At 62.0% G+C, this 15925-nt stretch carries 16 protein-coding genes; 6 read left to right on the top strand and 10 right to left on the bottom strand.

Going from position 1 to position 15925, the window contains the following annotated elements; genetic code table 11:
* Positions 1 to 21 precede the first annotated feature (21 nt).
* Both HKK52_RS07400 and HKK52_RS07405 read right to left on the bottom strand, forming a co-directional pair.
* The gene (locus HKK52_RS07400; protein WP_169370247.1) at positions 22 to 1125 is read right to left on the bottom strand and encodes a sugar phosphate isomerase/epimerase family protein; all 1104 of its coding nucleotides are present in this window, start codon (positions 1123 to 1125) and stop codon (positions 22 to 24) included.
* Positions 1122 to 2288, bottom strand: a complete 1167-nt coding sequence (locus HKK52_RS07405; protein ID WP_442962280.1) for a Gfo/Idh/MocA family protein — start codon at positions 2286 to 2288, stop codon at positions 1122 to 1124. Before HKK52_RS07405 ends, HKK52_RS07400 begins: the two co-directional genes overlap by 4 nt.
* A 182-nt stretch (positions 2289 to 2470) precedes the next feature.
* On the opposite strand from HKK52_RS07405, the gene HKK52_RS07410 reads away from it, so the two are divergent.
* Positions 2471 to 3475 carry a LacI family DNA-binding transcriptional regulator gene (locus tag HKK52_RS07410; protein ID WP_169370248.1) on the top strand — a complete coding sequence of 335 codons (1005 nt, stop codon included), beginning with the start codon at positions 2471 to 2473 and terminating at the stop codon, positions 3473 to 3475.
* Entirely contained in the window at positions 3465 to 4181 is a 717-nt protein-coding gene (locus HKK52_RS07415) for a hypothetical protein (RefSeq protein ID WP_237150729.1), read from the top strand. Before HKK52_RS07410 ends, HKK52_RS07415 begins: the two co-directional genes overlap by 11 nt.
* Before the next feature lie 14 nt (positions 4182 to 4195).
* Here the strand turns inward: HKK52_RS07415 and HKK52_RS07420 are convergent, their stop codons facing one another.
* Positions 4196 to 4588 carry a GFA family protein gene (locus HKK52_RS07420; RefSeq protein ID WP_169370249.1) on the bottom strand — a complete coding sequence of 131 codons (393 nt, stop codon included), beginning with the start codon at positions 4586 to 4588 and terminating at the stop codon, positions 4196 to 4198.
* A 181-nt stretch (positions 4589 to 4769) separates the two neighbouring features.
* Here HKK52_RS07420 and HKK52_RS07425 point away from each other — a divergent pair, with 181 nt between their 5' ends.
* Positions 4770 to 5705, top strand: coding sequence for an AraC family transcriptional regulator (locus HKK52_RS07425; protein ID WP_429527162.1), 936 nt, complete (start codon positions 4770 to 4772; stop codon positions 5703 to 5705).
* 134 nt (positions 5706 to 5839) lie between these two features.
* Here HKK52_RS07425 and HKK52_RS07430 read toward each other — a convergent pair whose 3' ends face one another.
* Positions 5840 to 7759 carry a tyrosine-protein phosphatase gene (locus HKK52_RS07430; protein WP_169370250.1) on the bottom strand — a complete coding sequence of 640 codons (1920 nt, stop codon included), beginning with the start codon at positions 7757 to 7759 and terminating at the stop codon, positions 5840 to 5842.
* A gap of 218 nt (positions 7760 to 7977) precedes the next feature.
* Here HKK52_RS07430 and HKK52_RS07435 point away from each other — a divergent pair, with 218 nt between their 5' ends.
* The gene (locus tag HKK52_RS07435; RefSeq protein WP_169370251.1) at positions 7978 to 8226 is read left to right on the top strand and encodes a hypothetical protein; all 249 of its coding nucleotides are present in this window, start codon (positions 7978 to 7980) and stop codon (positions 8224 to 8226) included.
* Positions 8227 to 8241: 15 nt separating this feature from the next.
* Here the strand turns inward: HKK52_RS07435 and HKK52_RS07440 are convergent, their stop codons facing one another.
* Positions 8242 to 8694 carry an Lrp/AsnC family transcriptional regulator gene (locus tag HKK52_RS07440; RefSeq protein WP_169370252.1) on the bottom strand — a complete coding sequence of 151 codons (453 nt, stop codon included), beginning with the start codon at positions 8692 to 8694 and terminating at the stop codon, positions 8242 to 8244.
* A 147-nt stretch (positions 8695 to 8841) separates the two neighbouring features.
* On the opposite strand from HKK52_RS07440, the gene HKK52_RS07445 reads away from it, so the two are divergent.
* On the top strand, positions 8842 to 9459 hold the full coding sequence (locus HKK52_RS07445; protein ID WP_169370253.1) for a LysE family translocator: 618 nt from the start codon (positions 8842 to 8844) through the stop codon (positions 9457 to 9459).
* Between the two features lie 7 nt (positions 9460 to 9466).
* Here the strand turns inward: HKK52_RS07445 and HKK52_RS07450 are convergent, their stop codons facing one another.
* The gene (locus HKK52_RS07450; RefSeq protein WP_169370254.1) at positions 9467 to 10321 is read right to left on the bottom strand and encodes a LysR family transcriptional regulator; all 855 of its coding nucleotides are present in this window, start codon (positions 10319 to 10321) and stop codon (positions 9467 to 9469) included.
* 74 nt (positions 10322 to 10395) lie between these two features.
* Here HKK52_RS07450 and HKK52_RS07455 point away from each other — a divergent pair, with 74 nt between their 5' ends.
* A complete protein-coding gene (locus tag HKK52_RS07455; RefSeq protein ID WP_169370255.1) occupies positions 10396 to 11331 on the top strand; it encodes a DMT family transporter in 936 nt (311 codons plus the stop codon).
* 127 nt (positions 11332 to 11458) lie between these two features.
* On the opposite strand, the gene HKK52_RS07460 is transcribed toward HKK52_RS07455, so the two are convergent.
* The 4 genes from HKK52_RS07460 to HKK52_RS07475 all read right to left on the bottom strand — a co-directional run bounded on the left by HKK52_RS07460 (position 11459) and on the right by HKK52_RS07475 (position 15921).
* The gene (locus tag HKK52_RS07460; protein ID WP_169370256.1) at positions 11459 to 12466 is read right to left on the bottom strand and encodes a LacI family DNA-binding transcriptional regulator; all 1008 of its coding nucleotides are present in this window, start codon (positions 12464 to 12466) and stop codon (positions 11459 to 11461) included.
* A 67-nt stretch (positions 12467 to 12533) separates the two neighbouring features.
* Positions 12534 to 13271, bottom strand: a complete 738-nt coding sequence (locus tag HKK52_RS07465; RefSeq protein WP_169370257.1) for an SDR family oxidoreductase — start codon at positions 13269 to 13271, stop codon at positions 12534 to 12536.
* A gap of 16 nt (positions 13272 to 13287) precedes the next feature.
* Complete coding sequence (locus HKK52_RS07470) at positions 13288 to 14820, bottom strand: FGGY-family carbohydrate kinase (protein WP_169370258.1); 1533 nt, start codon at positions 14818 to 14820, stop codon at positions 13288 to 13290.
* 15 nt (positions 14821 to 14835) lie between these two features.
* Positions 14836 to 15921, bottom strand: a complete 1086-nt coding sequence (locus tag HKK52_RS07475) for an alcohol dehydrogenase catalytic domain-containing protein (protein ID WP_169370259.1) — start codon at positions 15919 to 15921, stop codon at positions 14836 to 14838.
* Between the last annotated feature and the right edge of the window lie 4 nt (positions 15922 to 15925).

Genomic DNA, 15925 nt, shown 5'->3' on the forward strand with positions numbered 1-15925 from the left:
GCGGGTCACGCAAGGTTGTGATCAGGCGTCGGGCAACCCCAGCAATCGTCGATTGAAACCTTCATCGGCCGACACACTGGCGAAATCGTCGAAGGCCTTTTGCGTCTTGTTGATCATGTGCCGCTCAATAAATGCCGCCCCTTGCGCGGCGCCCTGCGCCGAATCCTTCAGGCAACATTCCCACTCCAGCACGGCCCAACCGGTGAAGTCGTATTGGGTCAATTTGCTGAAGATCGACTTGAAATCGATCTGGCCATCGCCCAGGGAACGGAAACGTCCCGGCCGCTCGACCCAGCCCTGATAACCGCCATAGACACCCGAACGCGCATCCGGGCGAAACTCGGCGTCCTTGACGTGGAACATGCGGATGCGCTCGTGGTAGCGATCGATGAAGCCCAGGTAGTCCATTTGCTGGAGCAGCAGATGACTCGGGTCGTAGAGGATGGCGGCGCGCGGATGATGATCAACGGCCTCCAGAAAACGCTCGAACGATGCGCCGTCGTGCAGGTCTTCGCCGGGGTGGATTTCGTAGCACAGGTCGACCCCGGCCTCTTCGAAACAATCGAGGATCGGCAACCAGCGTTTGGCCAGTTCGGCGAAACCTTGCTCGACCAGACCGCTCGGCCGTTGCGGCCACGGGTAGATGTAGGGCCAGAGCAGCGCACCGGAAAACGTCGCGTGGGCGTTCAATCCCAAGCGCTGGCTGGCGCGGGCGGCCAACTTCAATTGTTCAATGGCCCACTCGGTTCGGGCCTGGGGCTGGCCGCGCAGATGGGCCGGGGCGAAGTCATCGAACAGCGTGTCGAACGCCGGATGCACCGCCACCAGTTGCCCTTGCAGGTGCGTCGACAACTCACTGATCTCGACGCCGGCCTGGGCGCAAACGGCTTTCAATTCATCGCAGTAATCCTGGCTTTCGGCGGCGAGCGCCAAGTCGATGAATTGAGTGCCGAGGGTCGGCAATTGAATGGCTTTGTAACCTTGCGCCGCCGCCCAGTGGGCAATGTTGGTCAAGTTATCGAACGGTGCTTCGTCGGACATGAACTGCGCGAGGAAAATCCCTGGGCCACGCAGGCCTTTTATGGTTTTGGGTTGATCGTTCACGGCAAGATTCTCCAGCGTCATGGGGTGCACACCAATTCGGTCCACTTGGCGTCGCCACGATGGTTGGCGATCACCGTTTCGATGAAGGCCATGCCGCGCAGTCCCACCTCGATACCGGGCACGCCAGGGGCGTCGTTGCCCGCGACCTCGCCACGAATAGCGTTGGCAAAATCGCCGTAGAGGTTGGCCATGGCTTCGAGATAGCCTTCAGGGTGGCCGGCAGGCAAGCGCATGCGCCGGGTGGCGGCCGCGCACAACCAGGGCTGGCCAAGGCCGGAACGCAAGATGCGCAGGGGTTGATCGAGGGCGCGGTGGATCAGGCTGGCGGGTTCTTCCTGGCGCCATTCCAACCCACCCTTGTCGCCGTAGACCCGAATCTTCAGCGGGTTTTCTTCACCGGCGCAGACCTGGCTGGCGATCAACACGCCGCTCGCGCCGCCGGCCATCTTGAACAACATCGAGGCGTCATCGTCCAGTTGCCGGCCCGGGATGTGCACGCCCAGCATCGCGCACAGCTGCTGGATCGGTTGATCGGCGACGAACTCCGCGAGGGAAAAGGCGTGGGTGCCGATGTCACCAATGCAGCCGCCCAACCCGGACAATTCCGGCTGATCGCGCCATTCGGCCTGCTTGTTGCCCTGCCCGGCCACATCCTGGCTGAGCCAGCCCTGGGGATACTCGACAATGACCTTGCGCACCGCACCGATTACGCCGTTGCGCACCATCTCCCGCGCCTGCCAGACCATCGGGTAACCCAGGTACGTGTGGGCCAGGCCGTACAGGCGATGGCTGCGAATGACGTGCTCTTTCAGCGCCAGCAGTTCGGCCAGATTCAGTGCAGCAGGTTTTTCGCTGAACACGTGAAAACCCGCGCTCAGCGCCTGACTCGCGACGGGCGCGTGCAGGTGATTGGGGGTGACGATCACCACCAGTTCCATGCGCTGTTCTGCGGGCAACAAGCGCTCGGCCTCGATCATCTGCTGCCAGTCGCTGTAGCAGCGCGATGCAGGCAAACCAAGCGCGGCACCGCTGTTCAGGTTGTTTTGTGCATCTCGACTGAATGCCCCGCAGACCAGCTCGAAACGCCCGTCGAGCCCGGCGGCCTGCCGATGGGCCTGGGCGATGAAAGCGCCCTCGCCGCCCCCGACAAAGCCCATTCTTATTTTTGCCACTGGAACATTCATCGCAACTCTTCTCTGTTTTAAGCGGCTGGAGACTGGCTATGATGTAACCGGTTACATCGTGGCCGAAATTTAGGCCGAGTTAAGCGAGGTGTCAAACCCCGGATTAAAAAATCCCGGACATTTCAGCCCAAGGCCGACCTGCGGTAAGCTCGCCGGCCGCGCTGTTCGAAATCGAGGTGAGCTTGTCCAATATCCGTGAAGTAGCCCGGCTGGCCGGCGTCTCGGTGGCCACGGTGTCCAGAACACTGGCGTCGCCAGAGCGCGTGCTCCCCGAGACGCGGGACAAGGTCACCGCCGCCGTGGCACAAGCCGGGTATCGGCCGAACCAAATGGCGGTGCAGTTCCGCTCGCGCCGGACCGGCAACCTGGTGATTCTGGTGCCGGCCATTGCCAATATCTTTTTCGCCCGTGTGATCAGCGGCGCGCAACAAGCCGCCCAGGCCGCCGGCTATCGACTGCTGCTGTGCGACACCCAGGGCCGGGAGGAAATCGAACGGGAATTCGCCGCGCTGGTGTACGCCCATCAGGCCGACGGCGTGATCCAGCTGCGCGCCTACGACCCGTTTGAATCACCCCTGCCCAACGCCGAGTTACCGCCCATCGTCAACGCCTGCGAGGTGATTCAGGGTGGCCGCCATCCCACCATCAGCCTCGATAACCGCGCCGCCGCCAGGGCCATGACCGAGCATTTACTCGAACTGGGCCACCGCAGGATCGGCCTGATCAAAGGCCCGAAAAGCAGCCCGCTGACCCGCGACCGCGTGGCCGGTTATCAGGACGCATTGCACCACGCCGGCATCGCGTCCGACCCGGCCCTGATCTGCCACGGTGATTTCAGCTTGAAGGCTGGGCATGACGGTGCCGCAGCGATGCTAGCGCTGCCCGAACGTCCCACCGCGCTGTTCTGCGAAAACGATGAAATGGCCATCGGCGCGTTGAAACGAATCAAGCAACAGGGCTTACGGGTCCCCGAGGACATTTCGCTGGTGGGCTTCGACGACATCCCGTTCGCGGCGTACTGCGACCCGCCCCTGACCACCATCACCCAGCCCGCCGAAGCCTTCGGTCAGAAAGCCGTCGAGATGGTGATTGCCCTGATTGAGAAAAAACCGATTGCCCAACGGCACGTGGTGTTGCCGTTTGAAGTGACGTTGCGCGATAGCACGGCGGTGGTTAATGAGCGCTGAGGCATGTGACCGAGCAGCGCAAATAAAAATCTACCGCCCGAGGTTCTGGTCGCTGGATTCAGGCGTTGATTACAGCGCCCCGGTCATCCACCTCAACGATATCGTGCCGGCCGTTGGTCAAAAGACATTCGCGTTCTTTGATCGCGACGACCGCCTGGAAGCCGGTGCAACCATTCTGCTGATCTGGTGCCCGCCCGTGTCCGACTTGAATGGCTGGAGTGAACAACCGTCCGAAATTGCTCAAAGCCACTTCTTGAAAGCACACGTTGTCGGCGCCGCTCATGCGTCCCCGCATTCCACTCCAGATAGCGACCGCAAGTACGAACTCGAGATCCTCTCCTGCGAACGATTGCTGCCGGCGCTGCAAGCATCTCGGGAGGGTTCGACGTCCTGGAATCTGCAAGGCATTGGCAGCGCGCAAGGGAGTTTTTTGGCGTGGGATGAGCTGCACTGGTGTGGTCGTGCGGTCGTTGAAGGATTCACCTATTTAACGGCGAACACCTCGAACGAGGCGCACCTGGAATTGATCCTCGAGGAATCCGGCGACGAGCTGATCGGGCTCTTTTCAGTGCACATCGACCCCGGTGGCACCTTCCATGAGATGGGCCGGAAGCGGCTAACAAGCGAGGAACGGCGAGTCATCCAACAGGCCCTCAAACTGGCACACCCGCTGCATGATTCACAGGCCGCTTACCTGGTGCAATGACGCGTGCGCATCACTCATTCCTCAAACCGCCCCGTGCCTTCCCGATCCTGCGCATACCGCCGCGCGAGCGGAAACGCCGGCAACCATGCCTCGCGACGCACCGTCCAGCTTTCATAGGTGGGCGTCAGTTGGTCGGGCGCGTCCAGGCAGCCGAGGTTGACTTCGATTTCGTCGGCGCTGCGGTTGAACACCGACGAGCCGCAGCGCGGACAGAAGCAGCGTCCGGCGTAGTCGCGGGTTTCGCCCTCGATCGTCACCGCGTCCTGAGGGAAAATCGCCGAGGCGTGAAACAGCGCGCCATGGTGCTTGCGGCAGTCGAGGCAGTGACACAGGCCGACGCGGTAGGGTCGGCCCGATGCCTCGATCCGGACATTGCCGCACAGGCAACCGCCAGTGAATCGGTCCATGTTGCGTCTCCTCTGAAATCATGCGATGGGCCTGTTAAAAATAGCCCAAACAACCCCCGTCACACACCTGTCACGCCCGCCTGCTAACTTCCCCGCCCTGCCCCCAATTGCCCTGCCCGAGGTGCCCCTCAAGGTGTTCTCAACTTCGACACGCCAGTCAATCATCCTCAGGTCCAACGACATGCGCTGCGACGACTTCGGTGCGCTGTTCTCGCAGATGTTCGGCAACCGCTACGCCGACACGCCGCCCCCGCCGGGGCACATCATCATCGGAGGGGTCTACGGCCGGCACGAAGGCGTGAGTTTTCGCCGCATGCATTATCGAGGCGACTTCACGGTGGCTTTTCCCGATCCCGTGGATGAAATCACCTTCGTCATTCCCACCGCCGGCACGATTGTCTTCAACCACCGCACCGAGTCCGTAGGCGTTGCCCACGTTGGGCTGGCGATCGACAAGGCGGATATCCGCTCGATGCGGTTTATCGACAACCATGCGCAGCACGGAATTTCGATCCGGCGCGGGCTGATCACCGAACGCCTGTCGACGCTGCTGGGCAAGCCGATTTTGAACAAGCTGATTTTCGAGCCGCAGGTGGATCTGGATTCCCCGGCCTTCCAGGGCATCAAGGCTTTGATCGATCTGGCCACGGGCACCGAATTCGACCTGCTGATCAACGCCGGCACGCTGATGCCCTCGCGCCTTCGGGAAATGCTGGTGGACGCGGTGCTGGAGGCCTGGCCGCACAACTTCAGCCAAGCCCTTCGCCGCCCTGAGCCGCTGATTGCGCCACGGCATGTGAAGCGGGCGGTCGAGTACATTCAGGCACATCCCGACAACCTGGTCAGCGGCACGGAGCTGGCGCGGCTGAGCAACGTCAGCCAGCGTGCTTTGCAGGAGGGGTTTCGGCGATTTATGGGGATGTCGATCGTGGCTTATCAGCGGCAGGTGCGTCTGGAGCGCGCCTATGCTGCACTGGCGGACGGTGGGTTGATGTCCGTGACCGAGGTGGCCGTGCGATATGGGTTCAGCAATGTCGGCAGGTTCTGCCAGTACTTCCAGAGCGCTTACGGTATCAGCCCGGCGGAGGCGAAAAACGGCCTGAAAAACCGGCGTTGAACACGACGAGCAACCTGTGGCGAGGGAGCTTGCTCCCGCTGGGTCGCGAAGCGGCCCCCTGCTCTATCTGAAAAGCAGGGGACTGCTGCGCAGTCCAGCGGGAGCAAGCTCCCTCGCCACAGTTTGGGTGTTGATCAGAACAGATAACTGGCCTTGAGGCCGCCGCTGAAGCCGTGGCTGTCACCTCCGCCGCTGGCGCCGACTTCAGCACCCACGCTCAGCGCGCCAAGGTTAGCCATGAGATTAACGCGGCCGGTGAACTGATCGCGGTTGTCGAAGGCGGCACGCTGTTCGATGTCCAGGCCCAGCAAGTGGCCTTCGCTGTCGACGGTGTGATCGCCCAGCACATGCTCGTAACCCACTTCGACACCCGGCGCCAGGCTCCAGGCGCCCATCCCAATCGGTGCGAACGAGGCCTTGAGGTTGGCCACGGCGCTGCGGCGGGTGGCCTGGAGGCCATCGACATCGAGGGCCAGTTCGCTGCCCTTCTCCTGAAAGCCCGACACATCCAGATGACTGACGCGCACACCGAGACTCGGTTCGAGGATCATGCCGCTCACCGGCAAACGGTAGCCCAGTGCCAGGCTGGCTCCGCTGAGATTGCCATGGCTGTCGCCCTTGGCCGAACCGAGTCCACCGCCGAGGTCGCGCTTGCTGTCGTAGTCGAGCCAACCGGCATTGACGTCGGCGTCGACAAATAGTCCGCGTTCCAGACCGCCCGGCGCATAACGCGCACCCACGCTGAAAAAGGTCAGGTCGGTATCCACCTCGCCGCCCGCCCCGCCGACGTTACCGCGACTGTAGCCGAAGCCGGCATGGGCGCTGAATTGTTCGGAGAAGCGCTGGGTCAGGCCAACCATCAACCCTTGGCTGTGCTCGTTGCTGCTGGCGGCGTGGGCCGAGCCGTCCGTGCCCAGATAGCCCGCCAGCGCGGTGCTCCATAACCGGTATTGGCCGACCTTGAGGTCCGTGCCGCTGCTGAACGGCGCCGACGCCTGGTCGATCATCGCACCTTGACGCAGCAGATAACTGGCGGCGTCCGCATGCACCTGGCCGCCGACGGTGGATTCAACCCCACCGAGGCTGCCGGCATCGATGGCCGATTGCAGATAGTAGTTGTAGGCGCTGTAGGTGCCAGACAGGTTGCTGTTCTGCAGCTGCTGCAACACTTGCGCGCCGGCAGCGGCGTTGCCGATCAGGCCGGCCTGGCCCGGCAGGCTGTTGTATTCGACCATTTTGCCGCGCAACACATAGAGGGTTTCCTGGGACAGGCCCAGGCCTTGCTTGAGGTAATTGTCCATGCTGCCGTATTGCGCGGTGACCTGGTCCAAACCCGCCTGCAAATAGCTGGCCTCGACCCCGAGCAGCGGCGCATAGACCGCTGCCATGCTCGCCGGCATCGCCTTGAGGGTCGCGGCCACCCGCGCGGCGGTGTAGTCGTTGGTCGCCAGGTAGTTGCTCATGATGGTGGCGCTGTCGACACCCGCGATGCTCTGCAATACAGCGGCGGTCCAACCGGTGCGGTCCTTGCCGGCGGTGCAGTGGAACAGCGCGGCGCCGTCGACACTCGCCAGTTCATTGAACAACCGGGTGAACTGGCTGCGCATCCCCGCATCACTGACGAACGCTCGGTTGGTCTGCTGCATCATGGCGATGGCATCGGCGGTGCTTTTGAACGAGACCGTGGTGATGTTCGCGCCGGACGTGGTGCTGCCGATGATGTCGATGTTCTCGTAGGTCGCCCCGGTGAGTAGCGTATCGGGCGTACCGGCGATCTCACTCGGCGTGCGCAGGTCGTAGATCGCCTTGATGCCGAGGCCATTCAACGTGGTCAGATCCGCCGCCGACGGCGTCAGCGCATTGGAGCGGTAGAACACACCGCTGCGCATCGTGCCGTCGTGGGCCGTGGAATACGCGGTGGTGGTGCCGGCCAGATCACGGAAATTGTCGATGCTGCGCAGGTGCGGAGTATCGAGGGCAGTGCTCTCGGCAGCCTGGGCGGCGGCGATGGACAGGCTCAAAACGGACAGCGAACACAGAAGACGTTGAAACACGGGGCAGCCTCATTGGAAACGCGTTGGGCTGGCTACTATCTGCGACGAAGTGAGACTGAATATGACAAGTGGCCGAGGGTTGAAAATGCCTGCGCGATGGGGCCGTAGGGCGCGTTTTCTGTCCATGTTCGTGCGACTTCTGCCGCTCGTCAGTGGCTTAGCACCTTTTCCCGTCCTGTTCTTCCAACGCTGTGTACCCCTCGCTGGAGGATAAAACGATGAACAGAACAATCGCCGCGCTCACCTTCGCGAGCCTGCTGATGCCCTGCAGCCTTGTCGCGTTGGCCGCCGAGAAGACCGCCGCAGAATCCGCCACCCCGGCCACCGCTGAATCCAACGACGAGAAGGCCAACAAAAAGGGCGAGGAAGCGTCAGGTTCAAGCTCCGGCGCCGACTCGCAATCCATGGAAAAAGAAGCCGACTCCTCAACCGAAACGACGGACAAGGCACAACCGCCGAAACAGTGACGTTGTTGCTTCCGATCACAACGGCAGCGGTCGGTCCTGAATGACGCGTTTCATCACCAGCGTCGACGTCAGCCGCTGCACGTTGGGCAGTGTCGACAGGCTGTCATCGTAGAGCCGTTGAAACGCCGGCAAGTCCTGGGTAATGACGTGCAGCAGGTAGTCCGGCTCCCCGAACAACCTCTGGGCATCGACCACGTGCGGGATGTCCACGAGCGCCGTCTCGAAGGCCTCGACGGCCTGCCCGTTGCCCTCTCGCAGCGTGACAAACACCATCGCGGAAAAGTTGAGGCCCAATGCCGTCGGGTCCAGTTGTGCGCGATAGCCGAGCAACACACCTGACTCTTCCAATGCCTTCACGCGTCGATGGCAAGGGGAAAGGCTCAGCCCCACGCGGTCGGCCAATTCGGTAACCGAAAGTCGGCCGTCCTTTTGCAGCTCGGAAAGAATCTTTCGATCAGTCCTGTCCATTTGGAAAAATCTCCCCTTATCCAGCATTCTCATAACCATCTTTGGAAATAAATACTAACAACATTTCATTATTCTTCCTCCATTCAATCTTGATCGGAGCAAGACGATGGAGAGCGTGTTGCGTCATCAGCAAGGGTGGATGAACCCATGACCTTGAGTATTTTCGTGGCCTTCTGGGCGGTGTCGATTCTGTTCGTCATCACCCCGGGCGCCGATTGGGCCTACGCGATTTCGGCGGGGTTGAAGGGGCGGGTCGTGATACCTGCCGTGGGCGGCCTGTTGTCCGGTCATTTGCTGGCAACTGTGATCGTCGCCGGTGGTGTCGGCACGCTGGTGGCCAACCACCCCGTGGCCCTGTCGGTGCTGACGGTTGCCGGGGCCGGTTATCTGTTGTGGCTGGGCATCAACATGCTGGCACGCCCCGCTACGCCGCACGCCGATGGCAGTCAGGCGTCGGGCTCGTGGAAGCGCTGGGCGCTCAAGGGCCTTTGCGTGAGCGGGCTGAATCCGAAAGTGTTCCTGCTGTTCCTGGCGCTGTTGCCGCAATTTACCGACGCGACCGCTGCGTGGACGGTGCCCATGCAGATGATTGCGCTGGGGCTCGTCCATACGGTCAGCTGTGGTGTTATCTATTTGCTGGTGGGGTTTGGTTCTCAAGCGGTCTTGCAGGCACGCCCGGCGGCGGCTCGTATCGTCAGTCGTTTCTCGGGCGCGGCGATGATCATCATTGCGGTGATTCTGCTCGGTGAGCAGGTGTTGGGTTGAGTCATTTTTACAGCCGAAAATAGTGCTGCATGGCCTGGGCGAGCACGTTCACCGCCTCATCGCCCTGTGATGACGCCGAACGCATAAACACCACCTCATGCTCCGGTATGTCGGGCAAACCGTCGAGGATCTGCATGTTGTCCGTCACCATCGCGCGGTCGATCAGACTGATCGCCAGCCCGGCCTCCACGCAGGCCTTGATCGCCTGGTTGGACGGACTTTCCAGCACTACCCGCGACCGGCGGCCGCTGTGCTTGAGCGACTCCAACATGGCTTGCCGATAAGGGCATTGCGCGGCGTGTACGGCCAATGGCAGTGGATCAGTCAGCGCAAGCATGGCCGTTGCCGGTCCTATCCAGACGGGTTTCGTGGAGACGAGCACCTGGGCTTCGTCATTCAGTTGCCCCTTGGGCTGGGCAATCACCGCGGCCTGAAGCTTGCCTCGCTGAACCTGTTCCCGCAGCGCGTAGCTTGGTGCGGTCTTCAGCTCCAGCACCACGTTGGGCCAGGCGGCCGCGAAGGTCGGCAGGATGTCGCGGATAACGTGGACGGCGTATTCGTCGGGCACGCCCAGGGTAATGCGTCCCGCCAAATGGGTGCCGTGCAAGTCGGCCAATACCCGGTCATGGGTGCTCAACAGTTCTGTCGTGGATACCAGCAGCCGCTTGCCCAATGCCGTCAGCGAGACGGACTGATTATCGCGGTTGAGCAAACGGCCACCGGCCACCGCCTCCAGCCGCTGGATATGCACGCTGACCGCCGCCGGACTTTTATGCAGCTGTTCGGCCGCCGCACTGAATTTGCCGATCCGCGCCACGGCGTGAAACGTCCGGACCAGCTCGATATCGAGGATCGCTGTCATGGTTCCATCTTCGTGAAGGACTGCTGCACTATATTTTGATTTATTAGATTAGGCCGGTTTCGTAGCCTGTGGCAATGAACCAGCCCACACCGATCGCTTGCCACTCGAAAACCACCTCCAACTGGCGCCGGACGATGCCGCTACCGATACTCGAGGCCGGATTGCTGCTGACCTGGAGTTCCGGGTTTGTCGGCGCGCGCTTCTCGATTGATTACGCGCCGGCCTTGTTGGTGGTGTTTTGGCGCTGCGTTGTGGTCACGCTCATCCTGTTGCCCTTCGTCGCTCAATCATTGCGCCGGACCTCCCTGCCCGCCCTGCTGAAAAATGCCGGCATTGGCTTGCTGGCCATGGCGGGTTATCTGGCTGGCGTCACGCAAGGCATCGCCCTGGGCGTGCCGGCAGGCCTCGCCGCGCTGTTCGCCGATCTGTTGCCGATGGGCATGGCGTTGCTGGCCGCGGTGGTGCTCGGGCAACGACTGGCTTGGCCAGTCTGGGCCGGACTGGTTATCGGCCTGATTGGGGTTGTGGTGGTCACGCATGGCGCGCTGGCGTGGGGCGACGCGCCTTTATGGGCGTATGGCCTGCCGTTGCTCGGCATGCTGTCCCTCGCCGTCGCCACGCTGTGGCAGAAGCATTTACCCGCCTCGCAAACGCTGGATCTACTGCCCAATCTCTGGCTGCAATGCTGTGTGTCGAGCGTCGCCTTCGCCCTCGTCGAGGGCACACAGGGCAGCCTCGCGCCGATCCCCAGCACCGGGTTTGCGCTGAGCGTGTTGTGGACCGTGGGATTGTCGACCATGGGCGGCTATGGACTGTATTGGCTGTGCCTGCGCCGCGCGACCGCCACCCGAGTCGCCAGCGTGTTGTACCTGAGCCCGCCGGTTACGATGCTGTGGGCCTGGGCGATGTTTGACGAGCCGCTGTCGTGGCAGATGGTGTCGGGGATGGCGGTGTCCGGGATCGGGCTCTGGATGGTGGTGCGGGCGGAGGCTCGGCAGGCCCGGTCATGACACCTTGGGCAAATGTCCACACAAAGCATTTCCCTTATAACCGTCAGACATGCCCTAGCACCGGATGTGTCGGCTCTGCGCCATAGTCGTCAGGTGCCAGCGACCGGTGAGGATCCGTTGAATGCCTTCAGTAAGCATCATCCAGTTCACCACTGATGATGACCTTGTCCCGGGGCCTGGTCGGATGTTCGAGGTGATCCAGCAATACGCGCACAGCGCTACTGCCCGCCAGGGTCGCATCGTGAGCGACACACGCAATCGGCACACCGAAAATATCGGCAAACGGCAAACGATCGATGCCACAGATGGTGATGCCTTCATGGGATATTTTCCTGGCCCGCAATGCCTTCAGCGCGCCCATGGTGATCAATTGGTTAAACCCCATGATTGCGTCCGGCGCCGTGCCGTTTTCCAGGTAAGCCAGGGTGCTTTCGAAGGAAGGTTCAAGGGTGTAGTCACCGGGATAAATGTCGATCTGCATCGAGGGTTGTACGCCAAGTACGGCGTGTAATCCCTTGAGACGCTCTTCGGTAATCCGCGAATGCTGGGGGCCGGTCAGCACCAACAGGCGCTTGATCCCGGGGTTTTGCTGCAACAGGTACTGCCCCGCCTTGTAACCACTGTGGTAGTTATCGAGCACAACCCGGCTGAACGGGCTGTCGTGAATCGTGCGATCAAGCAACACCACCGGTGTTTTGCCGTTGGCCAGCCGCTCAAGGTAATCCGGCTGGTACTTCGGCTCGTCCGACACCGGCGACAAGATGATCCCCGCCACGCGGTAGCCCAGCAACGTATCCACCGCTTTGCTTTCAATTTCCGGAAGGTTGTCGGTGTCCACCAGCATGATGGTGTAGCCGTGCTTTTTCGCCTCGCGGGAAATCGCCTTGATCATCTCGCTGTAGAACGGGTTGTCCACGGACGCGGTAATCACCCCGATAATCAGGCTTTCGTCGCGTTTGAGGCTACGGGCAAACGTATTGGGCACGTAATCGAGTTCACGCGCCACTTCAAGGATGCGCGCCAGCGTCTCAGCCTTGACCTGATGCGGGTTGTTCAGCGCGCGGGACACCGTGATCGTGGTCATGTTGACCCGTTTGGCAATGTCGCTGATGGTGACGCTTTTCTGTTTGCTCATCGAAACGCTTTGGCTGGCCTGAAGTCGAGGCGGGAGTCCGAAGGCTAACATGACGACGTCCGGACCGTCAGCGCGCGGTGTAGCCACCATCCACCGCAAGGCTGACACCGCTGATCATGCTGGCACCGGCACTGAGTAAAAACAGCACGGGCAGCGCCACTTCCGCCGACTCGGCAAATCGCCCGAGCGGGATCGCCGCCAGCACCGGATCACGTTTGGCCGGCTGCGCCCATGCGGCCTCTGCCATGGGCGTCAGGGTGACGGTCGGGTTGACGCTGTTGACCCGTATCCCGTGCCGACCCCACTCCGCGCACTGCACGCGGGTCATGGCGTCCAGCGCCGCTTTCGACGCGCAATAGGCCAGGTGATCATCCAGCGCCACCAATGAGGCCTGGCTCGACAAGTTGACGATGCTGCCCTGCTCGCCCGCATCGATCATCGCCGCCGCCACACGACTGGCAATCAACGCTGCCGCCCGGGCATTCACGGCCATCACCCGGTCGAACCCTTCGGCAGTAATTCCCCGGGCAGATTCCAGCAGAGAAATACCGGCGCAATTAACCAAGCCGTGCATCACCGGCAATGTTTCCAGGGCCTGTTCCAGCGCCGCGCTGTCGGCCACATCCACCGCCAGCACCTCGCAGCCGTCGGCTTGCAACTGCTGCAACACCTGAAGATTGCGGCCCAAGGCAAACACCTGGGCACCGCACGCCATCAACTGACAGGCGATTTCCAGGCCGATGCCGCTGCTGGCGCCGGTGACCAGAATCCGTTGCTGGCTGAAATCGAAGCTGATCCCGCTCATGTGTGTTCTCCGTGGCTCAGTGCTGTTGCAGGCTGTGCATGATCGGTTTCAGCGCCGGGTACAGGCGCAGGTAGTCGGCAAAGGCCTGGTCATACGCGGCAACGTTGCCGGCGATCGGTTCCGCCCGTTTCTGCAGTTGCACCCAGCCCTGATCCATTTGCCGGTCATCCACCAAACCGACGCTGTGGGCCGCCAGCAACGCCGCGCCGAGGGCCGCTTCGACTTCCTGGACGATGGTGAAGACCGGGTAGTGGGTGATGTCGGCGATAATCTGCATCCACAAATCGGAATGGCTGGCGCCGCCGACCACGATCAGCCGTGGGTCCAGCGAATGGGCGCCGCGAGTGCCGGCCTCGATGTTGTGGCGCAGGGCAAAACTCACCCCTTCCAGCACCGCGCGGTACAGGTGGATACGGCTGTGAAACAAATTGAGGCCAACAAAGCTGCCACTGGCGCGGTCGTCCCACACCGGGCTGCGCTCACCCATCAAATAAGGCAGAAACAGCAGCCCTTCACTGCCCGGCGGAATCTTCGTCGCCTGCTGCTCCAACAACCAATGACTGTCTTCACCGCTGCGTTGCGCTTGCAGTTCTTCGGCCTGACAGAACTGCTCGCGGAACCAGTTGACCGACGCCCCGGCGGTAATCGCGCCACCGAAAATGTACAGGTCGCGATGGCCGTTATAGACGTGGGGCATGCTCACCAGTCCATGCCGGGCATCGACCTGCTGGTTTAGATAACCCCAGCACATGCTGGTGCCAATCATCGCCACATGGTTGCCGGGCTGGGTCACGCCCGCCGCCAACGTGGCCATCGCGGCATCCACGCCACCGGCCAGAATCGGCATCCCGGTCGGCAAGCCCAGGCGTTCGGCCCACTCCGGCAGCAAGCCCCCGACCACTTCACCGGAATACAACAAGCGCTCGGGCATCAGGCTCGGCGCGATGCCCAGCGCTTCGAGCATTTCCACCGACCAACAACGAGCGGCCGAGTCGTAAACTCCGCCGATGTTACCGGCGGAACTGTGGTCCACCGCCAGTTCGCCGGTCAGGCAATGGTTGATGTAGCTGTTGGGCGGCAGAAGATAGCGGGTCTGGCGCCACACCTGCGGTTGGTGTTGCTTGAGCCAGAGCATCTTGGTGAAGCCGTAGTAACTGTCGACCGAGTTACCGGTGATCTGGAACAGCCGCTCCAGGTCGATGTTCTCCCGCACCCACTCCACTTGCTCGCCGGCACGCCGGTCCATCCAGATCAGGCACGGGTGCAGGGGTTGCACGTCAGCATCGACGGCAATCCCCGAACCGCCGTACAAACTGCTGATGCACAGCGCCTTGATGTGCTCGCGCGGCACGCCGGCGCCTTGCAGGCAACCGACCACGCACGTTTCCACGGCATCCAGCCAGACCTGCGGCCACTGCTCGGCCCAGCGCACTTTCGGTGTATCCACCCGATAACCCTGGCTGTGCTGGGCGACAATCCGTCCCTGGCCATCGACCAACAACGCCTTGGTGCTTTGTGTACCGATATCCACGCCAATGACGTATTCCATAGCCTTCCCCTCGCCTTACTGGCCTGGCTTCAACAGGACCTTGATCGACTTCACCGAGTTGGCCAGGGCAAACGCCTCTTCCCAATCGTCGAGCGGGAAATCGTGAGTGACGATGCCTTTGGAGGTCACCAGGCCGCGCTCGAACAGGTCAATGGCCACCGGGTAGCAATACGGTCCGAGGTGCGCGCCGCGCACATCCAGTTCCTTGCGGTCGCCGATGATCGACCAGTCGGCACTGGTTTCGGCGCCGAACACACTGAACTCGACAAAACGCCCGAGCTTGCGAATCAGCTCCAGCCCTTGGGTCACGCCCGCCGGTACGCCGGTGGTTTCGATGTACACGTCGCAGCCGTAGTTGTCGGTGAGGCTGTTGATGATGGCGCGGGCGTCGTCCCGGGACGGGTTGATCACCACGTCGGCGCCGTACTGTTTGGCCAGCTCCAGACGCTCGTCGACCATGTCGATCACCACCAGTTTTTTCGGGGTTTTCAGCGCCGCCACTTGCACCATGCACAAGCCGAGGGTGCCGGCACCGGCAATCACCAGCACGTCGTCGAGCTGGATGTCACCGCGATTGACGGTGTGGATGGCGCAGGACATCGGTTCGATCAAGGCCGAGTCTTCCAGCGACACCGACTCCGGGATCTTGTGCACGATGGCGGTTTTGGGGATGCGCATGTACTGCGCCATGCCGCCCTCGGCGACTTCGCGCTGGAAACCGAAAATGTTGTGCACTTCGCACATCCAGTATTTGCCGGACTTGCAGAAGCGGCACTTGCCGCACGGCACGATCTGCTCGGCAATCACCTTGTCGCCGACCTGCACCTCGAAGTGTTCCTCGGCGCCCTCGCCCACCTGCTCCACATACCCGAAAAACTCGTGACCCGGCACCACCGGCGCCTTGACCCACGGGTTGTCGCCGCCCCAGAACATCGCCGCCCCGGAGTGGCACTTGCAGTCGCTGGCGCAGATACCGCACGCCGCGATGCGGATCACCAGTTCATCGGGCCGCGCCTGCGGTTTGCCGATGCGTTCCAGGCGATAGTCTTTCGGGCCGTGGCAGACAACCGCTTGCATCTGGGCTTGAGTGTTCTTGTCCATGATG

It is taken from the genome of Pseudomonas sp. ADAK2 (assembly GCF_012935755.1).
Classification (GTDB): domain Bacteria; phylum Pseudomonadota; class Gammaproteobacteria; order Pseudomonadales; family Pseudomonadaceae; genus Aquipseudomonas.